The organism is Mycobacteriales bacterium (assembly GCA_040902655.1).
Lineage (GTDB): Bacteria > Actinomycetota > Actinomycetes > Mycobacteriales > SCTD01 > SCTD01.
Genome location: JBBDWV010000029.1, coordinates 1 through 26722, shown reverse-complemented (window position 1 = coordinate 26722; position 26722 = coordinate 1). Strand labels below are relative to the sequence as shown.

The 26722-nt window shown below is 72.4% G+C and carries 24 protein-coding genes; 4 read left to right on the top strand and 20 right to left on the bottom strand.

The features are described from left to right. Positions 1–232 precede the first annotated feature (232 nt). Entirely contained in the window at positions 233–1084 is an 852-nt protein-coding gene (locus tag WD794_09285) for an NAD-dependent protein deacetylase (protein ID MEX2290503.1), read from the top strand. On the opposite strand, the gene priA is transcribed toward WD794_09285, so the two are convergent. From priA to WD794_09250, 7 genes are all read right to left on the bottom strand, one after another. After that, positions 1050–1769 (bottom strand): bifunctional 1-(5-phosphoribosyl)-5-((5-phosphoribosylamino)methylideneamino)imidazole-4-carboxamide isomerase/phosphoribosylanthranilate isomerase PriA, encoded by a 720-nt coding sequence (gene priA / locus WD794_09280; GenBank protein MEX2290502.1) that lies wholly within the window; start codon positions 1767–1769, stop codon positions 1050–1052. The genes WD794_09285 and priA overlap by 35 nt on opposite strands. Next, complete coding sequence (locus WD794_09275; protein MEX2290501.1) at positions 1766–2104, bottom strand: hypothetical protein; 339 nt, start codon at positions 2102–2104, stop codon at positions 1766–1768. Before WD794_09275 ends, priA begins: the two co-directional genes overlap by 4 nt. Next, positions 2101–2706, bottom strand: a complete 606-nt coding sequence (gene hisH, locus WD794_09270; protein ID MEX2290500.1) for an imidazole glycerol phosphate synthase subunit HisH — start codon at positions 2704–2706, stop codon at positions 2101–2103. Before hisH ends, WD794_09275 begins: the two co-directional genes overlap by 4 nt. Beyond that, a complete protein-coding gene (gene hisB, locus WD794_09265) occupies positions 2703–3290 on the bottom strand; it encodes an imidazoleglycerol-phosphate dehydratase HisB (protein ID MEX2290499.1) in 588 nt (195 codons plus the stop codon). The genes hisH and hisB overlap by 4 nt, the downstream gene beginning before the upstream one ends. After that, positions 3287–4384, bottom strand: a complete 1098-nt coding sequence (locus tag WD794_09260; GenBank protein MEX2290498.1) for a histidinol-phosphate transaminase — start codon at positions 4382–4384, stop codon at positions 3287–3289. Before WD794_09260 ends, hisB begins: the two co-directional genes overlap by 4 nt. Then, the gene (gene hisD, locus WD794_09255) at positions 4381–5664 is read right to left on the bottom strand and encodes a histidinol dehydrogenase (protein ID MEX2290497.1); all 1284 of its coding nucleotides are present in this window, start codon (positions 5662–5664) and stop codon (positions 4381–4383) included. The genes WD794_09260 and hisD overlap by 4 nt, the downstream gene beginning before the upstream one ends. Positions 5665–5733: 69 nt before the next feature. After that, positions 5734–6306, bottom strand: coding sequence for a DUF2567 domain-containing protein (locus WD794_09250; GenBank protein MEX2290496.1), 573 nt, complete (start codon positions 6304–6306; stop codon positions 5734–5736). Between the two features lie 94 nt (positions 6307–6400). Between WD794_09250 and WD794_09245 the strand changes: the two genes are divergently transcribed. Next, positions 6401–7042: a hypothetical protein gene (locus tag WD794_09245; GenBank protein MEX2290495.1), complete on the top strand. Its 642-nt coding sequence runs from the start codon at positions 6401–6403 to the stop codon at positions 7040–7042. A 19-nt stretch (positions 7043–7061) separates the two neighbouring features. Here the strand turns inward: WD794_09245 and WD794_09240 are convergent, their stop codons facing one another. The 12 genes from WD794_09240 to WD794_09185 all read right to left on the bottom strand — a co-directional run bounded on the left by WD794_09240 (position 7062) and on the right by WD794_09185 (position 21174). Continuing rightward, positions 7062–7745 (bottom strand): DUF6308 family protein, encoded by a 684-nt coding sequence (locus WD794_09240; protein MEX2290494.1) that lies wholly within the window; start codon positions 7743–7745, stop codon positions 7062–7064. A 40-nt stretch (positions 7746–7785) separates the two neighbouring features. Next, entirely contained in the window at positions 7786–11319 is a 3534-nt protein-coding gene (dnaE, locus tag WD794_09235; GenBank protein MEX2290493.1) for a DNA polymerase III subunit alpha, read from the bottom strand. Positions 11320–11564: 245 nt separating this feature from the next. Beyond that, complete coding sequence (locus tag WD794_09230; GenBank protein MEX2290492.1) at positions 11565–12503, bottom strand: glycine betaine ABC transporter substrate-binding protein; 939 nt, start codon at positions 12501–12503, stop codon at positions 11565–11567. 39 nt (positions 12504–12542) lie between these two features. Continuing rightward, a complete protein-coding gene (locus WD794_09225; GenBank protein ID MEX2290491.1) occupies positions 12543–13325 on the bottom strand; it encodes an ABC transporter permease in 783 nt (260 codons plus the stop codon). Further along, positions 13322–14488 carry an ABC transporter ATP-binding protein gene (locus WD794_09220; GenBank protein ID MEX2290490.1) on the bottom strand — a complete coding sequence of 389 codons (1167 nt, stop codon included), beginning with the start codon at positions 14486–14488 and terminating at the stop codon, positions 13322–13324. The genes WD794_09225 and WD794_09220 overlap by 4 nt, the downstream gene beginning before the upstream one ends. Positions 14489–14553: 65 nt before the next feature. Next, positions 14554–15198: an ABC transporter permease gene (locus WD794_09215; protein ID MEX2290489.1), complete on the bottom strand. Its 645-nt coding sequence runs from the start codon at positions 15196–15198 to the stop codon at positions 14554–14556. Positions 15199–15387: 189 nt separating this feature from the next. Then, a complete protein-coding gene (locus WD794_09210; protein ID MEX2290488.1) occupies positions 15388–16734 on the bottom strand; it encodes an MATE family efflux transporter in 1347 nt (448 codons plus the stop codon). A 27-nt stretch (positions 16735–16761) separates the two neighbouring features. Continuing rightward, on the bottom strand, positions 16762–17727 hold the full coding sequence (locus WD794_09205) for a nicotinamide-nucleotide amidohydrolase family protein (protein ID MEX2290487.1): 966 nt from the start codon (positions 17725–17727) through the stop codon (positions 16762–16764). After that, positions 17724–18656 carry a hypothetical protein gene (locus WD794_09200; GenBank protein ID MEX2290486.1) on the bottom strand — a complete coding sequence of 311 codons (933 nt, stop codon included), beginning with the start codon at positions 18654–18656 and terminating at the stop codon, positions 17724–17726. The genes WD794_09205 and WD794_09200 overlap by 4 nt, the downstream gene beginning before the upstream one ends. A gap of 19 nt (positions 18657–18675) precedes the next feature. Further along, on the bottom strand, positions 18676–19605 hold the full coding sequence (locus WD794_09195; GenBank protein MEX2290485.1) for an RluA family pseudouridine synthase: 930 nt from the start codon (positions 19603–19605) through the stop codon (positions 18676–18678). Between the two features lie 7 nt (positions 19606–19612). Next, the gene (lspA, locus tag WD794_09190; GenBank protein ID MEX2290484.1) at positions 19613–20149 is read right to left on the bottom strand and encodes a signal peptidase II; all 537 of its coding nucleotides are present in this window, start codon (positions 20147–20149) and stop codon (positions 19613–19615) included. Continuing rightward, on the bottom strand, positions 20122–21174 hold the full coding sequence (locus WD794_09185) for a TraR/DksA C4-type zinc finger protein (GenBank protein MEX2290483.1): 1053 nt from the start codon (positions 21172–21174) through the stop codon (positions 20122–20124). Before WD794_09185 ends, lspA begins: the two co-directional genes overlap by 28 nt. A gap of 376 nt (positions 21175–21550) precedes the next feature. On the opposite strand from WD794_09185, the gene ileS reads away from it, so the two are divergent. Then, a complete protein-coding gene (ileS, locus tag WD794_09180; GenBank protein MEX2290482.1) occupies positions 21551–24646 on the top strand; it encodes an isoleucine--tRNA ligase in 3096 nt (1031 codons plus the stop codon). A gap of 122 nt (positions 24647–24768) precedes the next feature. After that, entirely contained in the window at positions 24769–25260 is a 492-nt protein-coding gene (locus WD794_09175) for a hypothetical protein (protein MEX2290481.1), read from the top strand. 553 nt (positions 25261–25813) lie between these two features. On the opposite strand, the gene WD794_09170 is transcribed toward WD794_09175, so the two are convergent. Further along, on the bottom strand, positions 25814–26722 hold a 909-nt coding region (locus tag WD794_09170; GenBank protein ID MEX2290480.1), incomplete at its 5' end, for a hypothetical protein.

The window sequence follows — 26722 nt, the reverse complement described above, 5'->3', positions numbered from 1 at the left end:
AACATCCACAGGACCCTGGCCCTGTGGATGTTCCGAAGATCTTGGTCTCGTGTCAGCCGTAGCCGGCCCTCACAGGCGCGACTCTGTGCAGGCAGAGGACGACCTCATCTGCCGCTCTGCGTGCGCTCGGAGTGGCCGTGCCCGAGGCTGCACGCCCCCGGCCACCCAAGGCTGGCGTGTGCCGAGAGCACAGGAGGCGGACGCTCGCACGGTGCATCTAACCTTGACCCGGATGGACCTTCCGGACCTGGACGCGCTGACCGGCCTCCTTGTCGGCGGCGACGTCGTCGTGCTCAGCGGCGCAGGGCTCTCCACCGAGTCGGGCATCCCGGACTACCGGGGACCCAGCGGCGCCGCCCGCGGAGCGACCCCGATGAGCTTCCAGACGTTCACGGGCTCGGCCGCGGCGCGCCGCCGGTACTGGGCCCGCAGCCACCTCGGCTGGCGGCGGATCGCCCAGGCCGCGACCAACGGCGGGCACCAGGCGGTCGCCCGCCTGCAGCACGCGGGCCTGCTCGCCGGCATCATCACCCAGAACGTCGACGGGCTGCACACGGCGGCCGGCGCACAGGACGTCGTCGAGCTGCACGGCAACCTCGACCGGGTGATCTGCCTGTCCTGCGGGCGCCGGTCGTCGCGGCAGGAGCTGGACGCCCGGCTGCAGGCGGTCAACAGAACATGGCGGGCGCGCGTCCTGCAGGTGAACCCGGACGGCGACGTCGACCTGCCCGACGAGGACCTCGAGCGGTTCCGCACGGTGGACTGCACGGCGTGCGGCGGGGTGCTCAAGCCCGACGTCGTCTTCTTCGGCGAGACGGTGCCGGCCGAGCGGGTCGCCGCCTGCTTCGCCCTGGTCGAGCAGGCCGCCGCACTGCTGGTCCTCGGCTCGTCCCTGACCGTCATGTCGGGCTACCGCTTCGTGCTGCGGGCCGCAGCGCTCGGCCTCCCGGTCGCGATCGTCAACCAGGGCGTCACGCGGGGGGACGCCAAGGCCCGGCTGCGCGTCGACGCGCCGCTCGGGGCCGTGCTGCCAGCTCTCGCCGACCGGATCAGCGAACGGCAGCCAGCGCTTCGGGAAGCGTGAAAGCACCTGCGTAGAGAGCTTTCCCGACGATGGCGCCCTCGACGCCCAGCGGCACGAGCGCAGCGAGCGCACGCAGGTCGGCCAGCGACGAGACGCCGCCGCTGGCCACGACCGGCCGGTCGGTCGCGGCGCAGACCTGCCGCAGCAGCTCGACGTTCGGGCCGGTGAGCGTGCCGTCGCGACGTACGTCGGTGAGGACGTAGCGCGCGCAGCCCTCGGCGTCGAGGCGGGCCAGCACCTCCCAGAGGTCACCGCCCTCCCTCGTCCAGCCGCGGGCCGCCAGCGTCGTACCGCGCACATCCAGACCGACCGCGATCCGGTCGCCGTAGGTCGCGATCGCCTTGGCGCACCACGCGGGTGACTCGAGCGCCGCGGTGCCGAGGTTGACCCGGGCGCAGCCGGTGGCGAGCGCCGCCTCCAGCGAGGCGTCGTCCCGGATGCCGCCGCTCATCTCGACCCGGACGTCGAGCGTCTGCACCACCTTGGCCAGCAGGTCACGGTTGGACCCGCGGCCGAAGGCGGCGTCGAGGTCGACCAGGTGCACCCACCCGGCGCCGTCGCGCTGCCACTGCTGTGCCGCCTCGACCGGGTCGCCGTACGACGTCTCGCTCCCGGCCTCGCCCTGCACGAGTCGGACCGCCTGCCCGTCGGCGACGTCGACGGCGGGCAGCAACTCGAGGCTCATCGGGGTCTCCGGGTGGGGTCGCGCACGATCACGACGATCAGCGGCAGGGCCATGGTGGCGACCACGATCAGGCCGATCCGGCCGGTCCAGGTCGGCGCGAACAGCAGCGAGGCGACGACGGCAGCCAGCCAGAACACCGTCAACCCCAGCTTGAGCCGCCACGGAAGCGGGGGGAAGCGGCGCTGGCGGTAGACCTTGCGCTTGGAGATGTCCGGCCCGGACGGCGCCGGTCGCTCGACCTTCGCGCGCCGCTCGGCCGCCTTCGCGGCCTTCGCCCGGGCGTTGGCCTTCTCCGCCTCACGCGCCGCGCGGGCGCGCTGCCGCTGCTTGCTCACAGTGCCTCCAGCCAGTTGTTCAGCAGGGCGGCTCCGGCGTCACCGCTCTTCTCCGGGTGGAACTGGGTGGCCGACAGCGGCCCGCGCTCGACGGCGGCGACGAACCGCTCGCCGTGCTCGGCGGTCGTCGTCACCGCATCGGCCACCTGGCCGTGCACGGCGAAGGAGTGCACGAAGTAGAAGCGTTCGCCCTCCAGGCCGGCGAACAGCGTCGAGCCGGCAGGCACCTGGACGGTGTTCCAGCCCATGTGCGGGACCACGTCGGCCTGCAACCGGGTGACCTCCCCGGGCAGCACACCGATGCCGCTGGTGTTCTCGCCGTGCTCGACGCCCTTCTCGAACAACACCTGCATACCGACGCAGATCCCGAGGACCGGCCGCCCCTTGCGCAGCCGGTCCCAGACCAGGGTGCCGCCGCGAACGGCGTTGATGCCGCGCATGCAGGCGGCGAAGGCGCCGACACCCGGCACGACGAGCCCGGCCGCGTTCAGGGCGGTGTCGTAGTCGGACGTCAGCTCGACGTCGGCGCCGGCGCGGGCCAACGCCCGCTGCGCCGAGCGCAGGTTGCCCGATCCGTAGTCCAGCAGCGCGACGGTGCTCACAGACTGCCCTTGGTGCTGGGGATGCCGCCGACGCGCGGGTCGAGCGCGACGGCGTCCCGCAGCGCGCGGGCCACCGCCTTGAACTGCGCCTCGACGACATGGTGGGCGTTGCGGCCGGACAACACCCGCACATGCAGGGCGATGTCTGCCGTCGCGACGAGGGACTCCCAGATGTGCCGGGTCAGCGTGGTGTCGTAGGACCCGATCAGCTCGACCAGCTGCGGCTCCTCGTGCACGACGTACGGCCGCCCGGACAGGTCGACCGCGGCCTGCACCAGGCACTCGTCCAACGGCACCAGCGCGTCGCCGAAGCGGCGGATGCCGGCCTTGTCGCCGAGCGCCTGCTTCAGGGCGGTGCCGATCGCCAGGCTGGTGTCCTCGACCGTGTGGTGGGCGTCGACCTCGAGGTCGCCGCGGGTACGCACGGTCAGGTCGAAGCCACCGTGCTTGCCGAGCTGGGCGATCATGTGGTCGAAGAAGGGCACCCCCGTGTCGGAGGACGCCTGACCGGTGCCGTCCAGGTCGAGCTCGACACGCACGTCCGACTCCTTCGTCGTGCGTTCGACCAGAGCGGTCCTGCTCATGAGGTGATCTCCTTCAGTGCGTCCAGGAAGGACGTCGTCTCGCTTTCGGTACCGGCGTTCACGCGTAGCCAGCCGGCCAGCCCCGGGCCGCCGCTGACGTCGCGCACCAGCACCCCCCGGTCCAACAGCGCCTGCCAGACCTGCACCGGCTGCCCGAAAGGCCCGAACAACAGGAAGTTCGCCGCGGTCGGCACGACCTGGAGCCCGTACGACGGGATCTCGCGCACCATCCGGTCGCGCTGCGCCTTGACCTGCTCCACGGTGCCGAGCAGCTCGTCGGCGTGGGCGAGAGCGACCCGCGCGGCGGCCTGGGTGAGCGCGCTCAGGTGGTAGGGGAGCCGGACCAGGCGCAGCGCGTCCACGACGGCGGGGCTCGCGGCGAGGTAGCCGACCCGGGCGCCCGCCAGCGCAAAGGCCTTGCTCATCGTGCGGCTGACGATCAGCCGCGGGTGCCGGCCGAGCAGCGTCACGGCACTGGGAAGGCCGGCGAACTCGGCGTACGCCTCGTCGACCACCACCATCCCGGCGCTCGCCTCCAGCACCGCCTCGACGACCTCCAGGGGTGTGGCGGTGCCCGTGGGGTTGTTCGGCGTGGTGAGGAAGGTGATCGCCGGGCGGTGCCGCTCGACGGCGGCGACCGCGGTGCCGGCGTCCAGGGTGAAGTCGGCGGCCCGGCGCGCGGCGACCCAGCCGGTGTTGGTGCCGGCGGCCAGCAGCGGATGCATGGAGTAGGACGGCTCGAAGCCGAGTGCGACCCGGCCGGGCCCGCCGAAGGCCTGGCCGACCTGCTGCAGCACCTCGTTGGAGCCATTGGCCACCCATACCTGCTCGACGTCGAGCGGCACACCAGTCTGCCGGCTCAGGTAGCCGGCGAGGTCGGTGCGCAGCGCGACCGCCTCGCGGTCCGGGTAGCGGTTGAGCGTCGCGGCGGCCTCGCCGACGGCGCGGGCCAGGTCGGCGACCAGCCCGGGCGAGGGTGCGTGCGGGTTCTCGTTGACGTTGAGCTGGATCGAGTCCGGGAGCTGCGGTGCGCCGTACGGCGCCTTGCCGCGCAGGTCGTCGCGGACGGGCAGGGTGTCCAGGTCCGGCCTCATCGGACCCGCACCTGCACGGCCTCCACGTGGGCCAGCAGGTCCTCGGACCCGCCGAGGGCGGCCACGTGCGGGGCGACGTCGGCCAGCGCCTCTCGGGAGTACTGCACCAGCGACATCCGCTTGAGGAAGCTCTGCGTCGACAGGCCGGCGCTGAAGCGGGCGGTGCCGCCGGTCGGCAGGACGTGGTTGGAACCGGCCAGGTAGTCGCCGAGGCTGACCGGGGTGGAGTTGCCGACGAAGACGGCGCCGGCGTTGCGGACCCGGCGGGCGCGTTCCGGGGCATCGGCGGTCAGCACCTCGAGGTGCTCGGCGGCCCAGCCGTCGACGACCTGCAGGCCGTGGTCGAGGTCGTCGACCAGCACGTGCGCAGACTGTCCGGCCAGCGCCGTCTCGACCCGCTCACGGTGGCGCGTCGCCGGCACCTGCCTGCGCAGCTCGACGTCGACGGCATCCAGCAGCGCCTCGCTCGGCGTGACGAGCAGGCAGGCGGCCAGCGGGTCGTGCTCGGCCTGGGCGATCAGGTCGGCCGCGACGTACGCCGGCACCGCGGTCTCGTCGGCCAGGATGGCGATCTCGGTCGGTCCGGCCTCGGAGTCGATGCCGCAGCGGCCCTGCACGAGACGCTTGGCCGCCGCGACGTAGACGTTGCCGGGGCCGGTCACCACGTCGACCGGCGCGCAGCCCTCGATGCCGTAGGCGAACATCGCCACCGCCTGGGCCCCGCCCACGGCCCACACCTCGTCGACCTCGAGCAAGGCGCAGGCGGCGAGCACGACCGGGTGCGGCAGGCCGTCGGCCTGCGGCGGGCTGGCCACGGCCAGGCTCCCGACCCCGGCGACCAGCGCCGGGACGACGTTCATGACCACGCTGCTGGGATAGGCGACGCGACCGCCCGGGACGTAGAGCCCGACCCGGCCGACCGGCACCCAGCGCTCGGTCACCGTGGCGCCGTCCACGACCTGCACGACCTCATCAGCGCGCAGCTGGGCGACGGCCACGGTCCGCGCGCGGCGGCCGGCCTCCTCGAGCGCGGCGCGGACCGCGGGATCGAGCTGCTCGAGCGCCCGCGCGAGCGCCGCGGCGGGCACCCGCAGGTGCTCGGGCTCCACGCCGTCGAAGCGCTGGGTGGCCTCGCGGACGGCCTGCGCCCCGCGGTCGCGCACGTCCTGCACGACCGGCCGGACCTGCTCGACCGCCGCGGCGACGTCGAGGATCGCGCGTGGCAGCAGGGCCTGTACGTCGCCGCCGCGACGCCCGCGCAGGTCGATGCGGGTGAGCACGGCGCGAGGCTCCAGACGTCAGCGGGTGGGTCGCCTCAGCCTAGCGGCGGGCGGCCTGCGCCTCGTGGCTCAGCGCTCCCGTACGAGCGAGGTGGCGACGTAGCCGAGCAGGGCACCGACCGGCCAGCCGACCAGGGTCTGCGTGGCCAGCAGGCGCAGGCTCACCTCGAGCAGGCCCGGCTGGCTGCTCCTGATCGCCTGCTGGGCCTGCTCGAGGGTGACCTGCTGGCCGACCACCATGGCCACATAGGCCGCCGCCAGGCCACCGGCGGTCAGCCCGACCACGACGGCCGGCCCGTGCCGCCGGCCCAGGTGCCAGGCCAGCAGTCCGCCGATGATCCCGGCCACCGTGACGGCGAGCAGGAAGAAGCCGTCCCCGGCGATGAAAGCGTTGCTGCCCGGCATCGCCAAGCGGGCCTGCCCGTCGTCGTCGACGACGGCGGTGGGCCGCGGGGCCACGGCCGCCCACAGCAGGCCCACGGGCGCACCGAGCAGGACGGTGACGGCCGCGGCGAGCAGGCCGGCGAAGGTGTCCGCGCCGATCGTCGGCGAGACCTGCGCCGGCACGGCGTACGGCACCCCGAAGGCGGGTGCGGCGGCCGGGGCGCGACGGGGGTCAGGCGTCGTCCAGAAGGTGCTCACCCGTCCATCGTGCCCGTTCGCCGGTGCCGGCGCTGCGTAGCCGCTCTCGCAGTGTCACCGCAGTGCGCCCCGGCTGGACCCTACGCTGCGCCGCATGGCCCTCCGCGTCGGCGTCGCCGCCCTCGCGGTCGGCTGCTCGGCGGCGCTGGCGCTCGGGAGTTGCTCCTCCGGCGCAGAGCCGACGACCGCGCCGAGCGCCGCGTCCTCGCAGGCCCTGAACGAACCGCTGGCCGGCGTCGAGCTTCCGCCCGACCCGCTGCAGCCGCTGGTCCCGCAGCCGGACGAGGTGCCCGGCGGGATGGTCCCGCTGCTGGCAGCGAGTGGCAGCAGGGATGCCGAGGCCATCGCAGCGTTCTCCGCCGATCCCGCCGCGGCCGGCCAGGCGCTGGCGGAGCACGGTTTCCGCAGCGCCTATGTCGCGCAGTACGCGCACCCCAGCGACGGCCGGGTGCTGTCCGTCGTGGTGGCCCGCTTCGCCGACGCCGCCGGGGCCAGAGCCGATCTCGACAGCGACCTGGCGGCCTCGTCCGGCGACCTGGTCGAGCTGCCGACCCTCGGCGAGGCGTCGCAGCTGCGCCGCCAGCCGCTGCCGGGCGAGCAGCCGGGTGAGCTGCTGACGCTGCGCTTCCGGCAGGGGGTCACCACGTGGCTGCTGGCCTACGGCGCCCGCCCGACGGCGGACCCGCAGTTGGTCGCGGAGCTCGCCCGCCCCCTCCTGGACCGCACCACCAGCTGAGCGGCCCTGGACCGGACAGTCAGTGCCAGGCGTCCGCGGTGCGCCACACCAGGATGTCGAGGATCCGCAGCCGGGTGAGCTCATGCCCGTCCTCGGCCGCCAGCAGCTCCAGCGCGTCGAAGGCGTCGCGCTCGGCCTGCAGGTCGTCGCGCATCTGCCGGCACAGGTCGGCGATGAAGTCCGCCCAGGCCCGGTCCGTGGAGCGCGGCAGCACACCTGGTGCGGTATAGGCCTCGAAGATCCGCGAGTCGTAGAGCGGGACCAGGTCGGGGCGCTTGCGGTGCAGCACCTTGCTCACGACGGTCCCGCGGACGCCACGACCGGAGTACCGCGGCTCGTCGAGGATCCCGAACAGCCCGGCCACGCACAGCAGGTGGTCCTCGTCCGCCTCGTCCAAGGCGACCTCGGGCAGCTCCGCCACCGCCTCGAGCGCGGGCAGCATCTCCCGCAGCAGCGAGAACCGGCCGGCGTCCATGTGCACGCCGATCAGCGCCGGCGCGAGCAGGTCGCCGTCGACCAGCTCCGCCGTCCCGTTGGTCAGCAGCCGGTCGTAGGCGGGATAGGCGTAGCCGTTGCGGACGTCGAGGTAGTCGAGCAGCAGCTGGTCGGGGTGCTCGACCACGAGCGTGCCGGCGCACAGCCGCAGCTCGCCGAGGGCAGCGGCGCGGGCTCCGGGCGCGGCCGGGCGGATGACGCGTTCCACAGGGTCACGCTAGCTGCTCTCGCCCGCCGGCGACGGTGCTTCACGCGCCGCTCGGCAGGCAGCCGGTGCCGAGCAGCGCCTTGAGGTCGGCGAACAGAGCGGGCGAGGCCGTCACCCGCAGCCGGTCATCGAGTCGGACGACAGTGGTCCTGTCCCCGCCGACCAGCTGGAGGTGGACGTCGGTGGTGCCGGGGTGGGCAGCGAGCACCTCCTTGAAGCGCTCGACCACCGGCGGCGTGCAGCGCGGGGTCGGCAGCGACACCAGGACCGGCCCGCGCGGACCGACGGACAGGTCGGGGACGGTGATCTCGTTGCCGATGATCTTGGGGGTCTCGTCGCGCTTGTCGACGCGGCCGCGCACCAGCACGACCGCGTCCTCGACCAGGTGCACGGCGGCGTTGACGTAGCTCTGCGGGAAGAACATCACCTCGACCGCACCCTCGAGGTCCTCCAGGGTGACCATCGCCCACGGGTTGCCCTGCTTGGTCGTCTTGCGGGTGACGCTGGACAGGATGCCGCCGACGGTGACGGTGCGGCCGTCGTCGCATTCCGCGATCTGTGAGACCGGCAGGTCCACCGCACCGGCCAGCAAGTGCTCGACGCCGAACAGCGGATGGTCGGAGACGTAGAGCCCGAGCATCTCGCGCTCGTAGGTGAGCAGGACGGACTTCTCCCACTCCCCCATCGGCACGGTGACGTCGAACAGCCCGCCGTCGCCCGGCGGAGCGTCCTCACCACCCATGCTGCCGAACAGGTCGAACTGCCCGATCGCCTCCTGCTTCTTGGTCTCCATGCACGCCTCGATCGCCTCGGCGTGCACGTGCACCAGCCCCTTTCGGCTGTGTCCGAGCGAGTCGAAAGAGCCTGCCTTGCAAAGGGACTCGACTAGCTTCTTGTTGCAGGCGACGGGCTCGACCTTGCGCAGGAAGTCGCCGAAGTCGGCGAAGCGCCCCTTGCTCTCACGGGTGCGCACGATCGAGGCGACGACGTTGGTGCCGACGTTGCGGATCGCCGACAGCCCGAAGCGGATGTCGGTGCCGCGCGGGGTGAAGTCGCTGTCGGAGTCGTTGACGTCGGGCGGCAGCACCTTGATGCCCATCCGGCGGCACTCGGCGAGGTAGAGCGCGCTCTTGTCCTTGTCGTCCTTGACACTGGTGAGCAGTGCGGCCATGTACTCGGCCGGGAAGTTGGCCTTGAGATAGGCGGTCCAGAAGCTCACCATCCCGTAGCCGGCGGTGTGCGCCTTGTTGAACGCGTAGTCCGAGAACGGGACGAGGATGTCCCACAGCGTTTTGATCGCGCCCGCGGAGTAGCCGTTCGCCGTCATGCCGGCAGCGAACCCGTCGTACTCCTTCTCGAGGATCTCCTTCTTCTTCTTGCCCATGGCGCGACGGAGCAGGTCGGCCTTGCCGAGCGAGTAACCCGCGAGCTGCTGGGCGATCGCCATGACCTGCTCCTGGTAGACGATCAGCCCGTAGGTGTCGCCCAGGATCTCGGCCAGCGGCTCGGCCAGCTCGGGGTGGATCGGCACGACCGGCTTGCGGCCGTTCTTGCGGTCGGCGTAGTCGTTGTGGGCGTTGGCGCCCATCGGGCCCGGCCGGTAGAGCGCGAGAACGGCGGAGATGTCCTCGAAGTTGTCCGGCTTCATCGACCGCAGCAGCGCCCGCATACCGGGGTTGTCCAGCTGGAACACCCCGAGCGTGTGGCCGCTGGCCAGCAGCTCGTACGCCGGCCGGTCCTCCAGCGGCAGCGTCTCGAGCACGACGGTCTGACCGCGGTTGCTCTCGATGTGCTCGAGGCAGTCGTCCAGCACCGTCAGGTTGCGCAGCCCCAGGAAGTCCATCTTGAGCAGCCCGAGCGTCTCGCAGGCGCCCATGTCGAACTGGGTGATGATCGCGCCGTCCTGCTCCCGGCGGTGGATCGGGATGACGTCCAGCAGCGGCTCGCGGCACAGGATGACGCCGGCGGCGTGCACGCCCCACTGCCGCTTGAGGCCCTCCAGGCCGCGCGCGGTGTCGACGACCTGCTTGGCGTCGGGGTCGCTCTCGTACAGCGCGCGGAACTCGCCGGCCTCGTTGTAGCGCTTGTGGCTGGGGTCGAAGATCCCGGCCAGCGGGACGTCCTTGCCCATGACCGCCGGCGGCATCGCCTTGGTGATCCTGTCACCGGTGGCGTAGGGGAAGCCGAGCACACGCGCGGCGTCCTTCACCGCGGCCTTCGCCTTGATCGTGCCGTAGGTGATGATCTGCGAGACGCGCTCCTCGCCGTACTTCTCCGTCGCGTAGCGGATCATGTCGCCGCGCCGGCGCTCGTCGAAGTCCAGGTCGATGTCGGGCATCGAGATGCGCTCGGGGTTGAGGAACCGCTCGAACAGCAGCTTGTGCGCGATCGGGTCGAGCTCGGTGATCGCCAGGGCGTACGCGACGAGGCTCCCGGCTGCGCTGCCGCGACCGGGACCGACCCGGATGCCGGCCTCGTGGGCGTAGCGGACCAGGTCGGCGGTCACCAGGAAGTAGCCCGGGAAGCCCATCTGGCAGATGACATCGACCTCGTAGTCGGCCTGCTTCGTGTGTCCCTCCGGAACACCGTCGGGGAAGCGGCGGGCCAGCCCCTCGTGCACCTGCGCACGCAGGAAGCTCTGCTCGTCGTAGCCCTCGGGCACCGGCACCCGCGGCATCAGGTCGCGGCCCTCGGTGAAGCTCATCTCGCAGCGCTCGGCGACGAGCAGCGTGTTGTCGCAGGCCTCGGGGAACTCGCTCCACAGCGACCGCATCTCCTGCGGGCTCTTGAGGTAGAAGTCCTGCGCGTCGAACTTGAAGCGCTGCGGGTCGGCCATCGTCTTGCCGGACTGCACGCACAGCAGCACCTCGTGGGCGGTGGCGTCCCCGGGCGCGGTGTAGTGCAGGTCGTTGGTGGCCAGGAACGGCAGGCCCATGTCCCGGGCCAACCGGATCAGGTCCTTCTGCGCGCGCCGCTCGATGGGGATCCCGTGGTCCATCAGCTCGCAGTAGAAGTTCTGCGCGCCGAAGATGTCGCGGAACTCGCCCGCGCTCTGCTTGGCCTTGTCGTACTGCCCCATCCGAAGGTAGGTCTGGATCTCCCCGGACGGGCAGCCGGTGGTCCCGATCAGATCGACGTCGGGCCGGATGTGCTCGGCGAGCAGCTCCTTGTCCATGCGCGGCTTGTAGTAGTAGCCCTCGAGACTCGCCAGGCTGGAGAGCTTGAACAGCCGGTGCATGCCCTCCGTGCTGGTGGCGAGCATCGTCATGTGGGTGTAGGCACCACCACCGGAGACGTCGTCCTCGCCGCCGGCGCCCCACTTGACGCGGGTCTTGTCGAACCGGCTGCCGGGGGCGACGTAGCTCTCGATGCCGATGATCGGCTTGACGCCGTGGGCCTGCGCCTTCTTCCAGAAGTCGTAGGCACCGAAGACGTTGCCGTGGTCGGTCATCGCCAGGGCCGGCATCCCGAGCTCCGCGGTGCGGGCGAACAACTCGTCCAGCCGCGCCGCACCGTCGAGCATGGAGTACTCGGTGTGCACGTGCAGGTGCACGAACGAGTCTCGCGCGGTCACGTCTCTCCTACGGGTACGCCGGATGGTGCAGCGTCGGTCCGAGGGGAAGACGGCCCGTGCTGTGCTGTTGCGTGCTGCCGGCAACTCTGCCACGAGGACCCGACAGTTCGCGGCAGGCGCACCGCACGGACACGCCCACGGCGCCCCGGTGGGGCTGGTGGGGCCCGCGGTGTGGCCGCGCTGGGGCCCGCGCTTGGCGGTCACGAGGCCGCAGCTGGTCGGACGTGCGCCGCGGGAACCGCAGATCAGCCGATCAGGTCGTTGTCCTCCAGCCAGGACTTCGCGACCTGCTCGGGCCGCTCGCCGTCGGCGGAGACGCGCTTGTTGAGGTCGGTCATGACGTCCTGCGTGAGGGCCTCGGTGATCGGGCCGTACAGCTCGGTGAGCTCCTCGCCATGGCTGTCCATGACCTCCTTGGTGAAGACGGGCGAGGCGTTGTACAGCGGGAAGAACGCCTTGTCGTCCTCGAGGACGGTCAGGTCGAGCGCACCGATCCGACCGTCGGTCGTGAAGATCTCACCGAAGTTGCAGGGCTGACCCTTGTCGGTGGAGGTGTAGACGATGCCGGTGTCGAGCACGGTCACCTGCTTGTCCGGGAACTCGAACCCGTAGGTCTTCTCCAGCCCGGGCAGGCCGTCGTCACGGGTGGAGAACTCGCTCTCCACGCACAGCGACAGCGCGCCGGCCTCGACAGACGCAAGGTCCGAGATGGTCTCGGGACTGCCGAGCTCGGCAGCCGCCTCGCTGCGGAACGCGAGGCCGTAGGTGTTGTTGAAGTTCGCCGGCTCGAGCCAGACCAGCTCGTTCTCGGCCAGGTCGCGGTCGCGGACGACTTCGTACTGCTCGATGCGGTCCGGGATCGGCTCGGTCTCCTTGAAGAAGCTGATCCACGCGGTGCCGTTGTACTCCCAGTAGTGGTCCACCTTGCCGGAGACGAGCGCGCCGCGGGAGGCGTCCGTACCGCCGAGGTTGATCTGGTCGACGACAGTGGCACCGGCGTCCTCGAGCGCGAGCTTGCTGATGTGGCCGAGGATGAGCTGTTCGTCGAAGTCCTTGGACCCGACCGTGATGGTGGCGTCGGACAGCGGTCCGTCGCCCGGGGTCGCCGGGTCACCGCCGCCGCAGGCGGTGGCGGTGAGCAGGACACCGAGGACGGCGCTGAGGACGGGGGTACGGGAACGCATGCGAGAGCCTCTTTCTGTCGGGTGGCGCGGGGAAACGGGTCAGAGCCCGCGAGGGGAGAGCAGGTCCTGCACGACCCCCGCCAGGTAGTCGGCGAGCAGCGCGAGGGAGGAGGCGAGGACGGCCCCGGTGACGAGGACCACGTCCCGGTTCAGCTGGATGCCCTGGAAAATCACGTAACCCAGTGCCTGGACGCCGAAGAAGGTGGACAGCGTGGCCGTGCCGACGTTGATGATCAGCGCTGTACGGATGCCGGCCAGGACGACCGGCACGGCGAGCGGGAGCTCGACGCGGCGCAGGACGCGCAGCGGTCCCATGCCCATGCCGCGCGCCGCCTTCGTGAGCGAGGGGTCGACCTGCTGCAGGCCCACGATGGTGTTCCGCAGGATCGGCAGGGCGGAGTAGGCGAACAGGCCGATGACGATCGACCGGAAGCCGGTGCCGAGCGTCAGCACGATGAGGGTGATCAGCCCGAACGACGGAATCGCCTGCCCCAGGTTCCCGAGCGCGAGAATCACCGGGCTGGCACGGCGGGTGCTGGGCCGCGTCGCCAGGATGCCGAGCGGGACGGCGACCGCGATGACCAGAGCGGTCGACACCAGCGACAGCTGAACGTGCTCGGCCACCCGCTCACGCAGGGCCGGCGCGTTCAGCACCCGCGCCTCGATGCTGTCGAGCTCCTGGCGCTGCACCCAGGCGTACAGGAGGCCGTTGATGACGAGCAGGAACACCGGCATGCCCAGCCAACCCGCCGCACTGCGGCGGGACAGGCGCGTCCGGCCGGGGCCGGGCTCGGGCGGCGGAAGCGCCGTCAGAGCGGTCACGGCGTGCGGTCCTCGACGGCGAGCTTGGCCACCCGGTAGTACTCCTCGTTGCGGTCGCGCGTCGAGCGGACGCTCGTCATGAGCGTGTCCAGGTCCACCAGCCCCTGATAGGTGCCCCGACCGTCCACGACGACCGCGACCCCGGCGTTGGAGGTGACGAGCTCGTTGAGCGCGTCCGACAGGGTGGCGTGCGGCTCGACGAGGGCGACGACGGGCAGCCCGAGGCGGCGCAGGTCGGTTTCCGGTCGGTTGAGGTCCCGCGTGTTGAGCCAGCGGGCAGGGCGCCCCTGCTCGTCGATCAGCAGGATCGTGGTCCAGTCGGACTCGTGCAGCCGCCGGCGCACGTCCTCGACCCGGTCGCTCAGGCGCGCGGTCGGGCAGTCGGTGGTCACCTCGACGTCGCGGATGCGGGTGAGGTTCAGCCGCTTGAGCGCCGCGCCCGCGCCGATGAAGTCCTCGACGTAGCTGTCGGCCGGGTTGGTGAGGATCTCCTCGGGCGTGTCGAACTGCGCGATGTGCGACTGGTCGCGCAGCACGGCGATCCGGTCGCCCATCTTGATCGCCTCGTCGACGTCATGGGTCACGAAGATGACGGTCTTCTGCACCTGCGACTGCACTCGGAGGAACTCGTTCTGCAGCCGTTCGCGGGTGATCGGGTCGATCGCGCCGAACGGCTCGTCCATCAACATCACCGGCGGGTCGGCGGCCATCGCCCGGGCGACACCGATGCGCTGGCGCTGGCCGCCCGACAGCTCCTTCGGGTAGCGGCCGCGGTAGGTCGCGGCGTCCATGCCCACCAGCTCGAGCAGCTCGTCGACGCGGTCGGCGATGCGGGTCTTCTTCCAGCCGAGCATCTTCGGGACCGTCGCGATGTTGCTGGCGATCGTCTGGTGCGGGAACAGCCCGGTCGCCTGGATGACGTAGCCGATCCGACGTCGCAGCGCGTCCGGGTCGGCCCGGGTGACGTCCTCGCCGTCCAGGAAGATCCGGCCGGAGGTCGGCTCGATGAGCCTGTTGACGAGCTCCATCGTCGTGGTCTTGCCGCAACCGGACGGTCCGACGAGGACGACGATCTCGCCGCGGCGCACCTGCATCGACACCCGGTCGACGGCGGGCGCGGCCTGCCCGCGGAAGCGCTTGGTGAGCTCGTCGAGCCGGATCATCGGCTCCTCGTGCGGGACGGTCGCCGGAGTCGCGGCGCCTTCGGCCGCGGAATCGGTGGGGTTGGTCATCGCAGACCCTTCGAGGTGGTGAACCGCTGCACCAGGACGAACGCAGCGTCGAGGACCAGGGCGACGACGACGATGCCGAGCGTGCCGCCGAGGACGAAGTTCAGGGCGAAGGGGCTACCCAGCGAGCGCAGTCCCCGGAAGATCTCGTTCCCGAGGCCGGGTCCGTTGACGAAGGCCGCGATGGCGGCGATGCCGACGACGATCTGGGTGGAGACGCGGACTCCCGCGAGCAGCACGGGCCAGGCGAGCGGCAGTTCGATGCTGAGGAAGCGCCGCCCCCGACTCATCCCCATCCCACGCGCCGCGCGCACGATCGCGGGATCGACGGACTCCAGCCCGGAGACGGTGTTCCGCACGATCGGGAGCAGGCCGTAGAGCACCAGCGCGAAGACGGAGGGCTTGGTGCCGAGGCCGAACAGCGGGATGGCGAGCGCGAACAGGGCCAGCGACGGGATCGTGAGCATCGTCGAGGCGAAGGTCAGCACGAGGGGACGCAGCGTCAGGCTCCGGTGGGCCAGCACCCCCAGGGCACCCCCGACCACGAGGGCGATGCCGACGGAGAGCAACACGATCTGGACGTGCTCGACGGTGAGTTCCAGCAGGGGCTCACGGTTGGACTCGAGGTACTCGAGGAAGTTCACGCGCCTCCGTCGATCGGGGACAGGGACCCGCGCGCGGCACCGTCGAGCGGCGTCAGCAGACGCGCTTCCCACGATGCCCAGGGCACGAACCGCGGCGGCCCGGAGAGAGCCGAACCGCCCGCAGCGCAGGTCAAACTAGCCGCCCGACATGAAGATCCCGTGACGGCCGCTGTCGCACGGGCCGCCCGACTACCGCACCGCTCCCATCACCAGCCAGGCACCGCTGCGCAGCCGCAGCCCGAGAGTGATGGCGCGTACGAGCATGAAACCGCCGGCGAAGGCCACCCACAGCCAGACCAGACCGGCGGTCCCCGCCACCGGTGACGCCAGCACCAGCAGGGCGAACGGCAGGTAGCCGACGAGGGTGATCAGCCCTGCGACGGCGAGGTAGCGGCCGTCCCCGGCGCCGATCAGCACGCCGTCCAGCACGAACACCCAGCCGGCCAGCGGCTGGGTGACCGCGACGACGACCAGTACCGCCACGAGCGCGCCCTGCACCTCCGGCTCGGGGCTGAACAGTGGAGCGAGCACCGGGCGCAGCGCGAGCACGCCTGCACCGAGCACGACGCCTGCGCCGATCCCCCAGACCAGCATGCGCCGGGTGAGGGCGCGGGCGGCCTCGCCGTCTCCGGCTCCCAGGGCCCGGCCGGTGAGCGCCTGCCCGGCGATCGCGACGGCATCCAGGGCGAGCGCCAGGAAGCCCCACAGCACGGTCGCGACCTGGTGCGCAGCCAGCTCCGCGTCCCCCTGGGCGACCGCGACGTAGGTGGTGACGAGCAGCGCGGCACGGAGCGTGAGCGTCCGGACCAGCAGCGGCAGGCCCACCCGTCCCACGCGCAGCAGTCCGGCGGCATCCGGCCGCAGCGCGGCACCTGTGCGCCGGGCGGCGCGTACGACGACGACGAGAAAGGCCACGGCCATGCCGGCCTGGGCCAGCACGGTACCGAGCGCGGAGCCGGCGATCCCCATCCCGGCGCCGTGCACGAGGCCGATGCTCAGCACGAGGTTGGCTGCCGCACCGGCCGCGGCGACCAGCAAGGGTGTCCGGGTGTCCTGCAGCCCGCGCAGAATGCCGGTGGCCGCCAGGACGACGAGCATCGCCGGCAGGCCCGGCAGCGACCAGCGCAGGTAGATCACCGCCTGCTCGGCCACGGCGCCGGACGCCGAGAAACCTGCGACGACCTGCGGCGCGAACACGAAGCCGAGAACGGCGGTGGCTGCACCGATCAGCGCAGCCAGCCACACGCCGTCGATGCCGTCCTCGACGGCGGCACGCAGGTCGCCGGCTCCCACCCGCCGCGCGACCGCCGCCGTCGTCCCGTACGCGAGGAAGACGAAGACACCGATCGCGCTGGCGAGCACGCTTCCCGCGATGCCGAGCCCGGCCAGCGGCGGGGTCCCCAACCGGCCCACCACCGCGGAGTCCGCGAGCAGGAACAGCGGCTCGGCGACCAGCGCACCGAAGGCGGGTACGGCCAGGCGCAGGATCTCCCGGTCCGTCGCCAGCCGGTCGGTGCGCCGCGCGGTCGCTCCCACACCACCATCCTGTCCGAGGCGGCAGCGTCAGCGTGCGGGCAGGGCGCCGAGGACCAGGCGGAGGGCGGCCTCGGCGGCACCGGTACAGATGTCCTCGGGGTCACCGGCCAGCTGCAGCCGGTGCGTCGTCACCTGCCCGTCGACCCACACACCGACCCAGACGGTGCCCGCCGGCTGCCCCTCCTCGGGATCCGGGCCGCCGACGCCGGTCGTCGAGACGGTGACGTCGGCGGCCATCAGCTCCGCCACGCCACGGGCCATCTGCCCGGCCGTCTCCGGGTTCACGACCGGCCCGGGCGCGACCCCGAGCAGCCGCTGCTTGGTCTCGCTGGCGTAGGCGACGACGCCGCCCAGCAGCCACTCACTCGCGCCCTTCCCCTGCGCGGCCCGATCGGCCACCAGACCGGCGGTGACGGACTCGGCCGTCGCGAACCTCCACTGCTCGGCCTGCATCCGCTCGGCCAGCTGCTGCGCCACGTCACCCGACACGGGCGCCGATCTGCCCCGCCGCAGGCCCGGCGAACCCCGCCGGAGCTCCCGGCGCATGCCCAGGTGCTCGATGCCGGCCTCGAGGTACACCTCGCCGTACGGCGTGAAGCCGGCCCGTTCGTAGAACCCGCGGGCGTGCAGCTGGGCGTGCAGTTCGACAGCCGACAGCCCACGCTCGGCGGCCCGCGCCACGAGCAGGTCGAGCAGCGCCCGGCCGGTGCCGGCGCCACGGGCGTCCTCGGCCACGGCCATCCGCCCGATCGTGCCTACGGTCCCGGCCGTACCCGGGAGCAGCCGGCCCTGCTCGTCGGTCCGGCCGTCGACCAGCCGGCCGGTCCCCACGATCCGACCGTCCAGCCGCGCCAGCGCGTGGTCGGCGGCCGCGTCGAGCTCGTCGCGTTCGAGGTCGGCCGGCACGTCCTGGCCGAGCACGAAGACCTCGTGGCGCAGCGCGTAGACCTCGTCGAGGTCGGCCGACCGTGCGAGCCGCACCTCCGCCGTCACGGGCTCTGGCTCCCCCGCTGGACCGGCGGCTCCACGACCCCCTGCTCGCTCGGCGCGACCGGGAAGATCCTCAGCATGTCCAGCTCCGCCCCGCGCCGGGCCAGCTCGACACCACGGACGACCGGCAGCGCCGGTAGCTCGGCCAGCTCCGCGGCCTGCGCCTCCACGACGAGCGCGAACACGCAGGCGCAGCCGGTCCGGTAGGCGTTCGCCTCCTGTCCGACGGTGCGCGCGTCGGCTTCGTACACCCGGCGGAACTCCTCCTCCGGCGAACCGACCGCAATGGTCTTGGCCGTGCGGAGCAGCTCCTGCTGCTCGTCCGCCTTGCGCATCGCGATCTGCGAGAACACCTGCCGCAGCCCGGCAACGATCTCTCCGGGCGTCTGGAAGCGGATCTTCTCCGGCTCCCCCGGCACCGGCGCACGCAGGTAGCCGAGCCGTACCTCGAGCCCGGACTCCACCAGCAGCTCGCCGGTCTCCTCCGGGGTGAGCCCCCTGTTCAGGCTGATCAGCGCGAGGAAGCGGCCGCCGGGGTCACGACGGGACAGCTCCACCGCCCGGTCCCGGGCCGTCGCGAAGTGCGCGTCGATGTCCGCACCGACCGGCGGTCCGAGCGTCAGCGGCAGCTCGGCCTCCCGCTGGGCCTGCTCCCGCTCACGCACCGTCTCGGGGCTGCTCAGCGCGAGGGCGGCACCCGTACCGGCAACGAACACGGTGGCCGCCAGGAACAGGCCCAGTTGCGGCACGTCGCTCAGCAACCTGAGCGGACCGCGCGCGACATAGCGGTCGTCGAGCCGGCGCAGGGCACGGCCGCCGGCCAGCATGACCAGCGACAGCCGCCGGCGCCGGTCGGACAGCCCGTCCAGCACGCCCCGCAGCAGCACCGCCAGGCGGGGCACCAGCCGGGTGTCGAGGTCGCGCAGGCTCACAGCCATCTCCTCAGGCTCCTCAGGACCACTCGGCCACCCGGTCCAGCGCCTGCTGCAGGTCCGCCGGGTAGGGGCTGGCGAACTCCACCCAGCGCCCGTCGTCGGGGTGGGAGAAGCCGAGGCGTACGGCGTGCAGCCACTGGCGCTCGAGACCCAGCCGCTTGCTCAGCGTCGGGTCGGCCCCGTAGGTGACGTCGCCGACGCAGGGATGCTCGAGCGCGGCCATGTGGACCCGGATCTGGTGGGTCCGGCCGGTCTCGAGCCGGATGTCGAGCAGGCTGGCGTGCCGGAACGCCTCGACCGTCTCGTAGTGGGTGACGCTGTCGCGGCCGCCGGCGACCACGGCGAACTTGTACGCACTGCTCGGGTGGCGGTCGATCGGCGCGTCCACCGTTCCCGTCAGCGGGTCGGGGTGGCCCTGGACCAGCGCGTGGTAGCGCTTGTCGACGGTCCGCTCCCGGAAGGCGTCCTTGAGCACGGTGTACGCCCGCTCGCTCTTGGCGACGGCCATGCAACCGCTGGTGCCGACGTCGAGGCGGTGCACGACGCCCTGGCGCTCCTCCGCACCGCTGGTGCTGACGCGGTGGCCGGTCGCGGCCAGTCCGCCGATGACGGTCGGGCCGTCCCAGCCGGGACTGGGGTGGGCCGCGACGCCGACCGGCTTGTCCACGACGAGGATGTCGTCGTCCTCGTAGAGCACGACCAGGCCCGCGACCACCTCGGGCGGCTTCGACCTGGCCCGCTCGGGATCCGGCAGGTCGACCTCGAGCACCGCACCGGCCGTGACCCGCTCGCTCTTGAGGACCGGCTGGCCGTCCAGGGTGGCGGCGCCGGCCCCGACCAGGTCCGCCGCCGCCGTCCGGCTCAGGCCGAACAGCCGGCTGATCGCAGCGTCCAGCCGCAGCCCGTCCAGCCCCTCGGGGACAGGCAGGGAGCGGCGCGAGGTCACCCGTACATCATGCGGGGTCGTCCTGGCGGCGACCGTCGAGCTCGATCCCGCGGAAGGACAGCAGCACTGCCAGGAGGCCGCCGAGCACGATCCCGCTGTCGGCGACGTTGAAACTCGGCCAGACCTGGAAGTCGAGAAAGTCGACGACCGCGCCGCGTCCGGGGCCGGGGCTGCGCAGCAGCCGGTCGATCAGATTGCCGCCGGCCCCGCCGAGCAGCAGGCCGAGGCTCAGCGCCCAGCCGACGCTGCCGACCCGGGGGCTGAGCCGCACGATGACGACCACCACGACCACCGCGACCAGGGTGAGCAGCAGGGTGGCGCCCTGGGCGAGGGAGAAGGCGGCCCCCGAGTTGCGGCTCACCCGGATGAGCAGCTGACCACCGAGTAGTTCGAGCGTGCGCCTGCCCTCGAGCTCGGCGACGACCCAGACCTTGGTCGCGACGTCGAGCCCGAGCACGGTCAGGGCAACGACCGCGAGCAGCGCGGTACGGCGCCGCCGGACAGGTGCGGCCTCGCTCAGCGCCGCTCCTCGCGCTGCTTGCACGTCACGCACAGCGTCGCCCGCGGGAAAGCCTGAAGCCGCGCCTTCGGGATCGGGTTGCCGCAGTTCTCGCACCGGCCATAGGTGCCCGCGTCGAGCCGGTCCAACGCCCGCTCGACCTGGACGAGCAGATCGCGGCTGTTGTTGGCCAGCGACATCTCGTGCTCGCGCTCGAAGGTCTTGGTGCCGGCGTCGGCCTCGTCCCCGGAGCCCTCGCTGCTCTGGTCACGCTTGAGGGACTCACTGGCCGCCTCGGCGGTCTCGATCTCACCGCGCAGCTCGATCGCCTGGTCCTCGAGCTCGCTGCGGACGGCCTTGAGCTCGGGCTTGGTCCACGCGTCGTCGCCCATCGGAGCCGGCGGCTTCGGCGCGGCGGTCGTCCCGGCCCGCTCGGCGGCCGGCACCTTCCCGGGAGCAGCCTTGGGGGCGCTGGGCTGCGCTGGCGTCGCGCGGGCCGGCTTTGCGGGTGCGGCCTTTGCGGGCGCGGCCTTGGCCTTGGCGGGCGCGGCTTTGGCCTTGGCGGCCGGCTTGGCCGGCGCGGCCTTGGCGGCCTGCATGGGCGCAGCCTTGGCCAGCTTCGGGGGCGCCGCCTTCACCACCCTGACGGGAGTCGCCTTGACGGGAGCCGCCTTGGCCGGCGCAGCCTTGGCGGCCTGCGTGGGGGCCGCCTTCACCACCTTGGCCGGTGCCGCCTTGGCCGGTGCCGCCTTGGCCGGAGCCGCCTTGCCCGCCTTGGCCGGTGCCGCCTTGGCCGGAGCCGCCTTGCCCGCCTTGGCCGGAGCCGCCTTGGTTGCCTTTGCAGGCGCCTTGTTGGCCGAAGCCTTCGCGGCCGACGGAGCAGGCTTGCTGGCCGCAGTCTTCGCCGGAGTCCCGGACCGGCCCGCACCACTCCGGGAGCGCGGGCCCGGCGGGGCCGCGGGCTGCGCGCTCGGGCTCGGCGCGGCCGGGACGGGCGCGGGCGTCTCCTCGGTCGAGGGCTTCTTGCCGCCCGGCAGCAAGTTCCGGACCTTGCCGAAGCGCGTGGCCATCCCGCCCCCTCACGTCCGCCACACCCGGACGGGCATGATCACAACCGCGCGCAGGATACGTGCAGGGAGAGCAGCCGACCAAGTCCACCACGCCCTCGGGGCCCGCCGTCGTCGCGTACGCCCTCACGGAGCCGGGGTCGGCGCACCGCTAGAGTCTGCGGTGTCGCAGCGATGGGGACCAGTAGCGGCGGACGCAGCCCAGAGCGAGCCGGGGACGGTGCGAGCCCGGCGGTGTGCTCGCGCGTGAACATCAGCCCCTGAGCGACACCCCGCGTCACCAGAGGGGGGTGCCACAAGGCACCCAAGGAGGGTGGTACCGCGGAGCCGCCCGGCTTCGTCCCTCCGTCGAGAGCACGCCACGACGGAGGAGTATCGGATGAAGCAGCTGCCCGCCCAGGTCGACCTGCCGGCCGTCGAGCGCGCCGTACTCGAACGCTGGGAGAAGGGCCGCGTCTTCGAGCGCAGCCTGGAGGCAACCCGGGACGGCGAACCGTGGGTGTTCTACGAGGGCCCACCCACGGCCAACGGCAAGCCGGGCACGCACCACGTCGAGGCGCGGGTCTTCAAGGACCTGTTCCCGCGATTTCGGACCATGCAGGGCCGGCACGTCCCGCGCAGGGCCGGCTGGGACTGCCACGGTCTGCCGGTCGAGCTCGCGGTCGAGAAGGAGCTCGGCTTCTCCGGCAAGCAGGACATCGAGGCGTACGGCGTGGCGGAGTTCAACGCGAAGTGCCGCGAGAGCGTGCTGCGCCACGTCGATGAGTTCGAGCGGATGACGCACCGGATGGGCTACTGGGTCGACATGGGCGACGCCTACCGCACGATGGACTCCTCCTACATCGAGTCCGTCTGGTGGTCGCTCGAGCAGATCGCCGATGCGGGCCTGCTCGTCGAGGACCACCGGGTCGCGCCCTACTGCCCCCGCTGCGGCACCGGGCTCTCCGACCATGAGGTGGCTCAGGGCTACCAGACGGTGACCGACCCCAGCGTCTACGTCCGCTTCCCTGTCACCAGCGGCCCACTCGTCGACCTCGGCGCCGCACTGCTGGTCTGGACCACCACCCCGTGGACGCTGGTCAGCAACACCGCCGTCGCGGTCCACCCGACCGTCACCTACGTGGCCGCGCGCGCCGGCACCGAGGTGCTGGTGGTCGCCGAATCGCTGCTGAGCGTCCTGGGCGAGGACGCCGAGGTCCTGCAACGCTTCCGCGGGAGCGAGCTCGAGCACACGACGTACTCCCGTCCGTTCGAGCTGGTCGCCTTCCCGGCGAGCGATGGCGCGAACGCGCACTACGTCGGCCTCGCCGACTACGTCACCGTCGAGTCCGGCACCGGCCTGGTGCACCAGTCCCCCGCGTTCGGCGCGGACGACATGCTGGTCGCCAGGCGCTACGGCCTGCCGGTGGTGAACCCGGTGCGCCCCGACGGCACCTTCGAGGAGCACCTGCCGCTGGTCGGCGGCCAGTTCTTCAAGGCTGCGGACCAGACGCTCGTGCAGGACCTGCGCGAGCGCGGCCTGCTCCACCACGAGCTGCCGTACGAGCACAGCTACCCGCACTGCTGGCGCTGCGACACCGCGCTGCTCTACTACGCGCTGCCCAGTTGGTACATCCGCACCACGGCGCTCAAGGACCGGCTGGTCGAGGAGAACGAACGCACCAACTGGTATCCGAGCACCATCAAACACGGCCGGTACGGCGACTGGCTCGACAACAACATCGACTGGGCGCTGTCCCGCAACCGCTACTGGGGCACGCCGCTGCCGATCTGGCGCTGCACGACGGACAAGGAGCACTGGCAGGCGTACGGGTCGCTGGCCGCGCTGGGTGCGGCGGCCGGCCAGGAGCTCAGCACGCTGGACCCGCACCGGCCGTACGTCGACGACATCGCCGTCGCCTGTCAGCAGTGTGGGGCCGAGGCGCGGCGGGTGCCCGAGGTCATCGACGGCTGGTACGACTCCGGCTCGATGCCGTTCGCGCAGGTGGGCTACCCGCACAGCGGGGTCGAACCGGCCTACCCGGCGCAGTTCATCTGCGAGGCCATCGACCAGACCCGCGGCTGGTTCTACACGCTGATGGCGGTCGGGACGCTGGTGTTCGACCGCTCGTCGTACGAGACCGTCCTGTGCCTCGGGCACATCCTCGACGGCGAGGGCCGCAAGATGAGCAAGCACCTGGGCAACGTGCTGGACCCGTTCGAGCTGTTCGAGCGGCACGGCGCGGACGCGCTGCGCTGGTACATGCTCTGTGGCGGCAGCCCGTGGTCGGCCCGACGCGTGGGTCATGAGCAGGTCGAAGAGGTGGTCCGCAAGGTCCTGCTCACCTACTGGAACACCGCCGCCTTCCACACCCTCTACGCCACCGTCAACGGCTGGGAGGGCCAGACCGGCGAGAAGACCCTGCTGGACCGCTGGGCGCTGTCGCAGGTGCATGACACCGCACGCGAGGTGACCGAGGCGCTGGAGGACTTCGACTCGCTGCGGGCCGGCCGCCGCCTGGCGCAGTGCATCGACGACCTGTCCAACTGGTACGTCCGGACCTCCCGCCGGCGGTTCTGGGACGGGGATCCGGCCGCGCTCGGCACGCTGCACGAGTGCCTGCGGGTGCTCACCCTGCTGATGGCGCCGTTCACGCCGTTCGTCACCGACGAGGTGTGGGGCTCGCTGTTCGCGGCCTCGGCCGACGACTCGGTCCACCTGGCGGCCTGGCCCACCGCCGACGCGGCGCTGGTCGACGCGCAGCTGACGCAGCAGGTGGCGCTGGTGCGCCGGCTGGTGGACCTCGGCCGGCAGGCCCGTGCAGAGTCCAGGGTCAAGACCCGCCAGCCGCTGGGTCGCGCGATGGTCTCCGCACAGGGCTGGCAGGCGCTGCCGGCCGAGCTGCAGGAACTGGTGTCGTCGGAGTTGAACGTGGTGACGCTCGAGCCGCTGGCCGGCGGCCTGGTCGACGTCAGCGCAAAGGCCAACTTCCGCGCGCTCGGCAAGCGGTTCGGCAAGGGCGTCCAGGCCGTCGCTGCTGCTGTGGCGGCCATGGACGCCGCGGTGCTCGCGGCCGGGCTGCGCGACGGGACGGCGTCGGTCGTCGTGGACGGAACGCCGGTGACGCTGACGCCCGACGAGGTCGTGGTCACCGAGACGCCGCGCACCGGCTGGGCGGTCGCGTCCGGCGCCGGCGAGACCGTCGCGCTGGATCTCGAGATCACGCCCGAGCTGCGCCGATCCGGACTGGTCCGCGAGGCGGTGCGCCTGGTGCAGGAGGCCCGCAAGACCAGTGGCCTCGCGGTCAGCGACCGGATCGAGCTGTGGTGGCAGGCCGAGGGCGAGCTGGCGGAGGCGCTCGCGGAGGGCTCGGCGCGGGTGGCCGAGGAGGTGCTGGCCGTACAGGTGACCGCCGGTCCCCCCACCGCTGATCTGGCCCCGCACAGCGATTCCGGGTTCGGGCTGCGCTTCTGGCTGCGGGTCGCCGGCAGCTGACCGGCGCCGCAGCCGGTGGATCACCCGGATGGCCTCGCCAGATCGGGCTGCCCCGTCGCCGATGCCCCTGGTGACACTCCGCGCTGATCCACCCGCAGCAGCACCGATTCTCCGGGAGACACATGGTGATCGATATCGCCGCGCTCGACAGCAAGCCGGTGCACCGCTCGTTCCGGCTGACCCGGCCGGGCACGGGCAGCGCTCCACAGGTCGCCGACCAGGTGCGTCCGGCGATCGTCCTGCCGGACCGCGAGGGCCGTGCGCTGCTCGCGGCCGCGGAGCGCGAGGACGTCTCCCGCGGCGGCTGCTTCTCCGCCGGTCCCGCCGGGGTGCAGGTCTGGAGCGGCCCGTGGAACGGGCTGCTGGGCCGGCACGGCGACTCGGCGCATCTGGGCTCGGTCGACTGGTCGTACGACACCCCCACGCGGCACTACATCACCGTCTACCGCGTCATGGTGACCGTCCAGGGACACACAGCCGGCGAGTCGCCGCAGTCGCTGCTGGACCGGGTCCTGGCACTGGCGGCGGTGCAGGCCCCGCCGAACGCACTCGCGCTGCCCGTGCCACCGCCACGCGACCCGTTCCGCTCCGAGCTGCGGATGTCGCGGCCCTAGCCGGGGACCCCGGCGCATCTTCGGGTGCATGCTGCAGGCCCGACGGCACCAGGGACCTACCCCCCGACTCGGTGCCGGGCGTTCTCGGTGCCGGCAGCGCCTGATCCACGAACACGGGTGGCACCGAGATCGACCGGCCAGCCGACCGGAGCAGCGCGACCGAGCCGCATGCGTTCGCCGGAGCGGCCCAGCGACGTAGACAGGCGCAACGACCAGGACCGCCGCTCCCGCTTTGCCCACGCCGTTCCGAGCCGTCCGCCAGCCGCCGTTCGCGGCGAATCGGGCCGCGCAGGGGCTGGGACTACTCGCGCATCGACATGTGCCGCGCAGCGGCTGTTACACCACAGGTCAACATTTCCCGATTCTTGACGTGTGGTGCACACACCCCGACAGCACACCCACCTCCGGCGCGGTGCGCGGTGTCCATGACCACCAGTCACCGCCGCTGGGAGCGGTCCACCTGACGCAGGTCCGGGGGCATGCCGAGGCCGGGGTGCGCCCGGAGATGCGTCGCCTTCCGCGGGGCTGGCAGGACACGACGCGAGCGCTGCACTCAGGGCCGGCAGACCCCGCAGGCGGCGTATCCCTCGCGCGCGGCGGCGGACCTGTCGAGGACCTCGGTACCGGGGACATCGCGGACGTAGCGGCACTCGGCGCGGTGGTACTTGCCGCGGTCGGGAATCACGACGACCGACCCAGCGCGCGAGCCCGCGGTCGGGTCGCCCGAGTCCGCCGTCTGGCCGCCCGCCGCGCGACCGGTCGTCCGGGCCGCAGCCTTCGCCGGGGCCGGGGCCTTCGCCGGGGCCGGGGCCTTCGCCGGCCCCGCAGCCTTCGCCGGCCCCGCAGCCTTGGCCGGCGCCCCCGTCTTGGCCGGCGCCGCAGCCTTGGCCGGCGCCCCCGTCTTGGCCGGCGCCGCAGCCTTGGCCGGCGCCCCCGTCTTGGCCGGCCCCACAGCCTTGGCCGGCGCCCCCGTCTTGGCCGGCCCCACAGCCTTGGCCGGCGCTACAGCCTTGGCCACACCCCGTGTGGGCGCCTTCGACGCCGCCTTGGTCGCTGTCCTGCTCGCTGGCTTGGCCGGCACCGCAGCTGCCTTGGTGGTGCGTGCGGTGCGGCGCACGGGCGGGGCGACCTCCACCCCGGGCACGTCCTCCTCGACGATCTCCTCCTCGCGCACCTGCTGCCCGCCCATGGGACGCGCCAAGGCCGGCTTGGCCGAACGGCGCGCCAGGAGCGCGTCGTCAGGCTTGCACACGCCGCAGGGGGTGAACTTTTCCTCACGCGCGTCGAGCACGTCGACCGGCTTGGCCTGCTTGCCGGACAGGTAGCGGCAGCCCTCGACGTGGTAGCGCGGACGCCCCTCGACGACGAGCACCGTGGCGGCGTCGGCGTCCTCCTCGACGGTCTCCTCGACCGGCGGCACGACCGGCGGCACGACCGGCGGCACGACCGGCGGCACGACCGG

Coding starts and splice junctions, on each gene's coding strand:
- WD794_09285 (MEX2290503.1), top strand. CDS start 233: ATGGACCTTCCGGACCTGGACGCGCTGACCGGCCTCCTTGTCGGCGGC.
- priA (MEX2290502.1), bottom strand. CDS start 1,769: ATGAGCCTCGAGTTGCTGCCCGCCGTCGACGTCGCCGACGGGCAGGCG.
- hisB (MEX2290499.1), bottom strand. CDS start 3,290: ATGAGCAGGACCGCTCTGGTCGAACGCACGACGAAGGAGTCGGACGTG.
- WD794_09260 (MEX2290498.1), bottom strand. CDS start 4,384: ATGAGGCCGGACCTGGACACCCTGCCCGTCCGCGACGACCTGCGCGGC.
- WD794_09245 (MEX2290495.1), top strand. CDS start 6,401: ATGGCCCTCCGCGTCGGCGTCGCCGCCCTCGCGGTCGGCTGCTCGGCG.
- WD794_09230 (MEX2290492.1), bottom strand. CDS start 12,503: ATGCGTTCCCGTACCCCCGTCCTCAGCGCCGTCCTCGGTGTCCTGCTC.
- WD794_09220 (MEX2290490.1), bottom strand. CDS start 14,488: ATGATCCGGCTCGACGAGCTCACCAAGCGCTTCCGCGGGCAGGCCGCG.
- WD794_09185 (MEX2290483.1), bottom strand. CDS start 21,174: ATGGCCACGCGCTTCGGCAAGGTCCGGAACTTGCTGCCGGGCGGCAAG.
- ileS (MEX2290482.1), top strand. CDS start 21,551: ATGAAGCAGCTGCCCGCCCAGGTCGACCTGCCGGCCGTCGAGCGCGCC.
- WD794_09175 (MEX2290481.1), top strand. CDS start 24,769: ATGGTGATCGATATCGCCGCGCTCGACAGCAAGCCGGTGCACCGCTCG.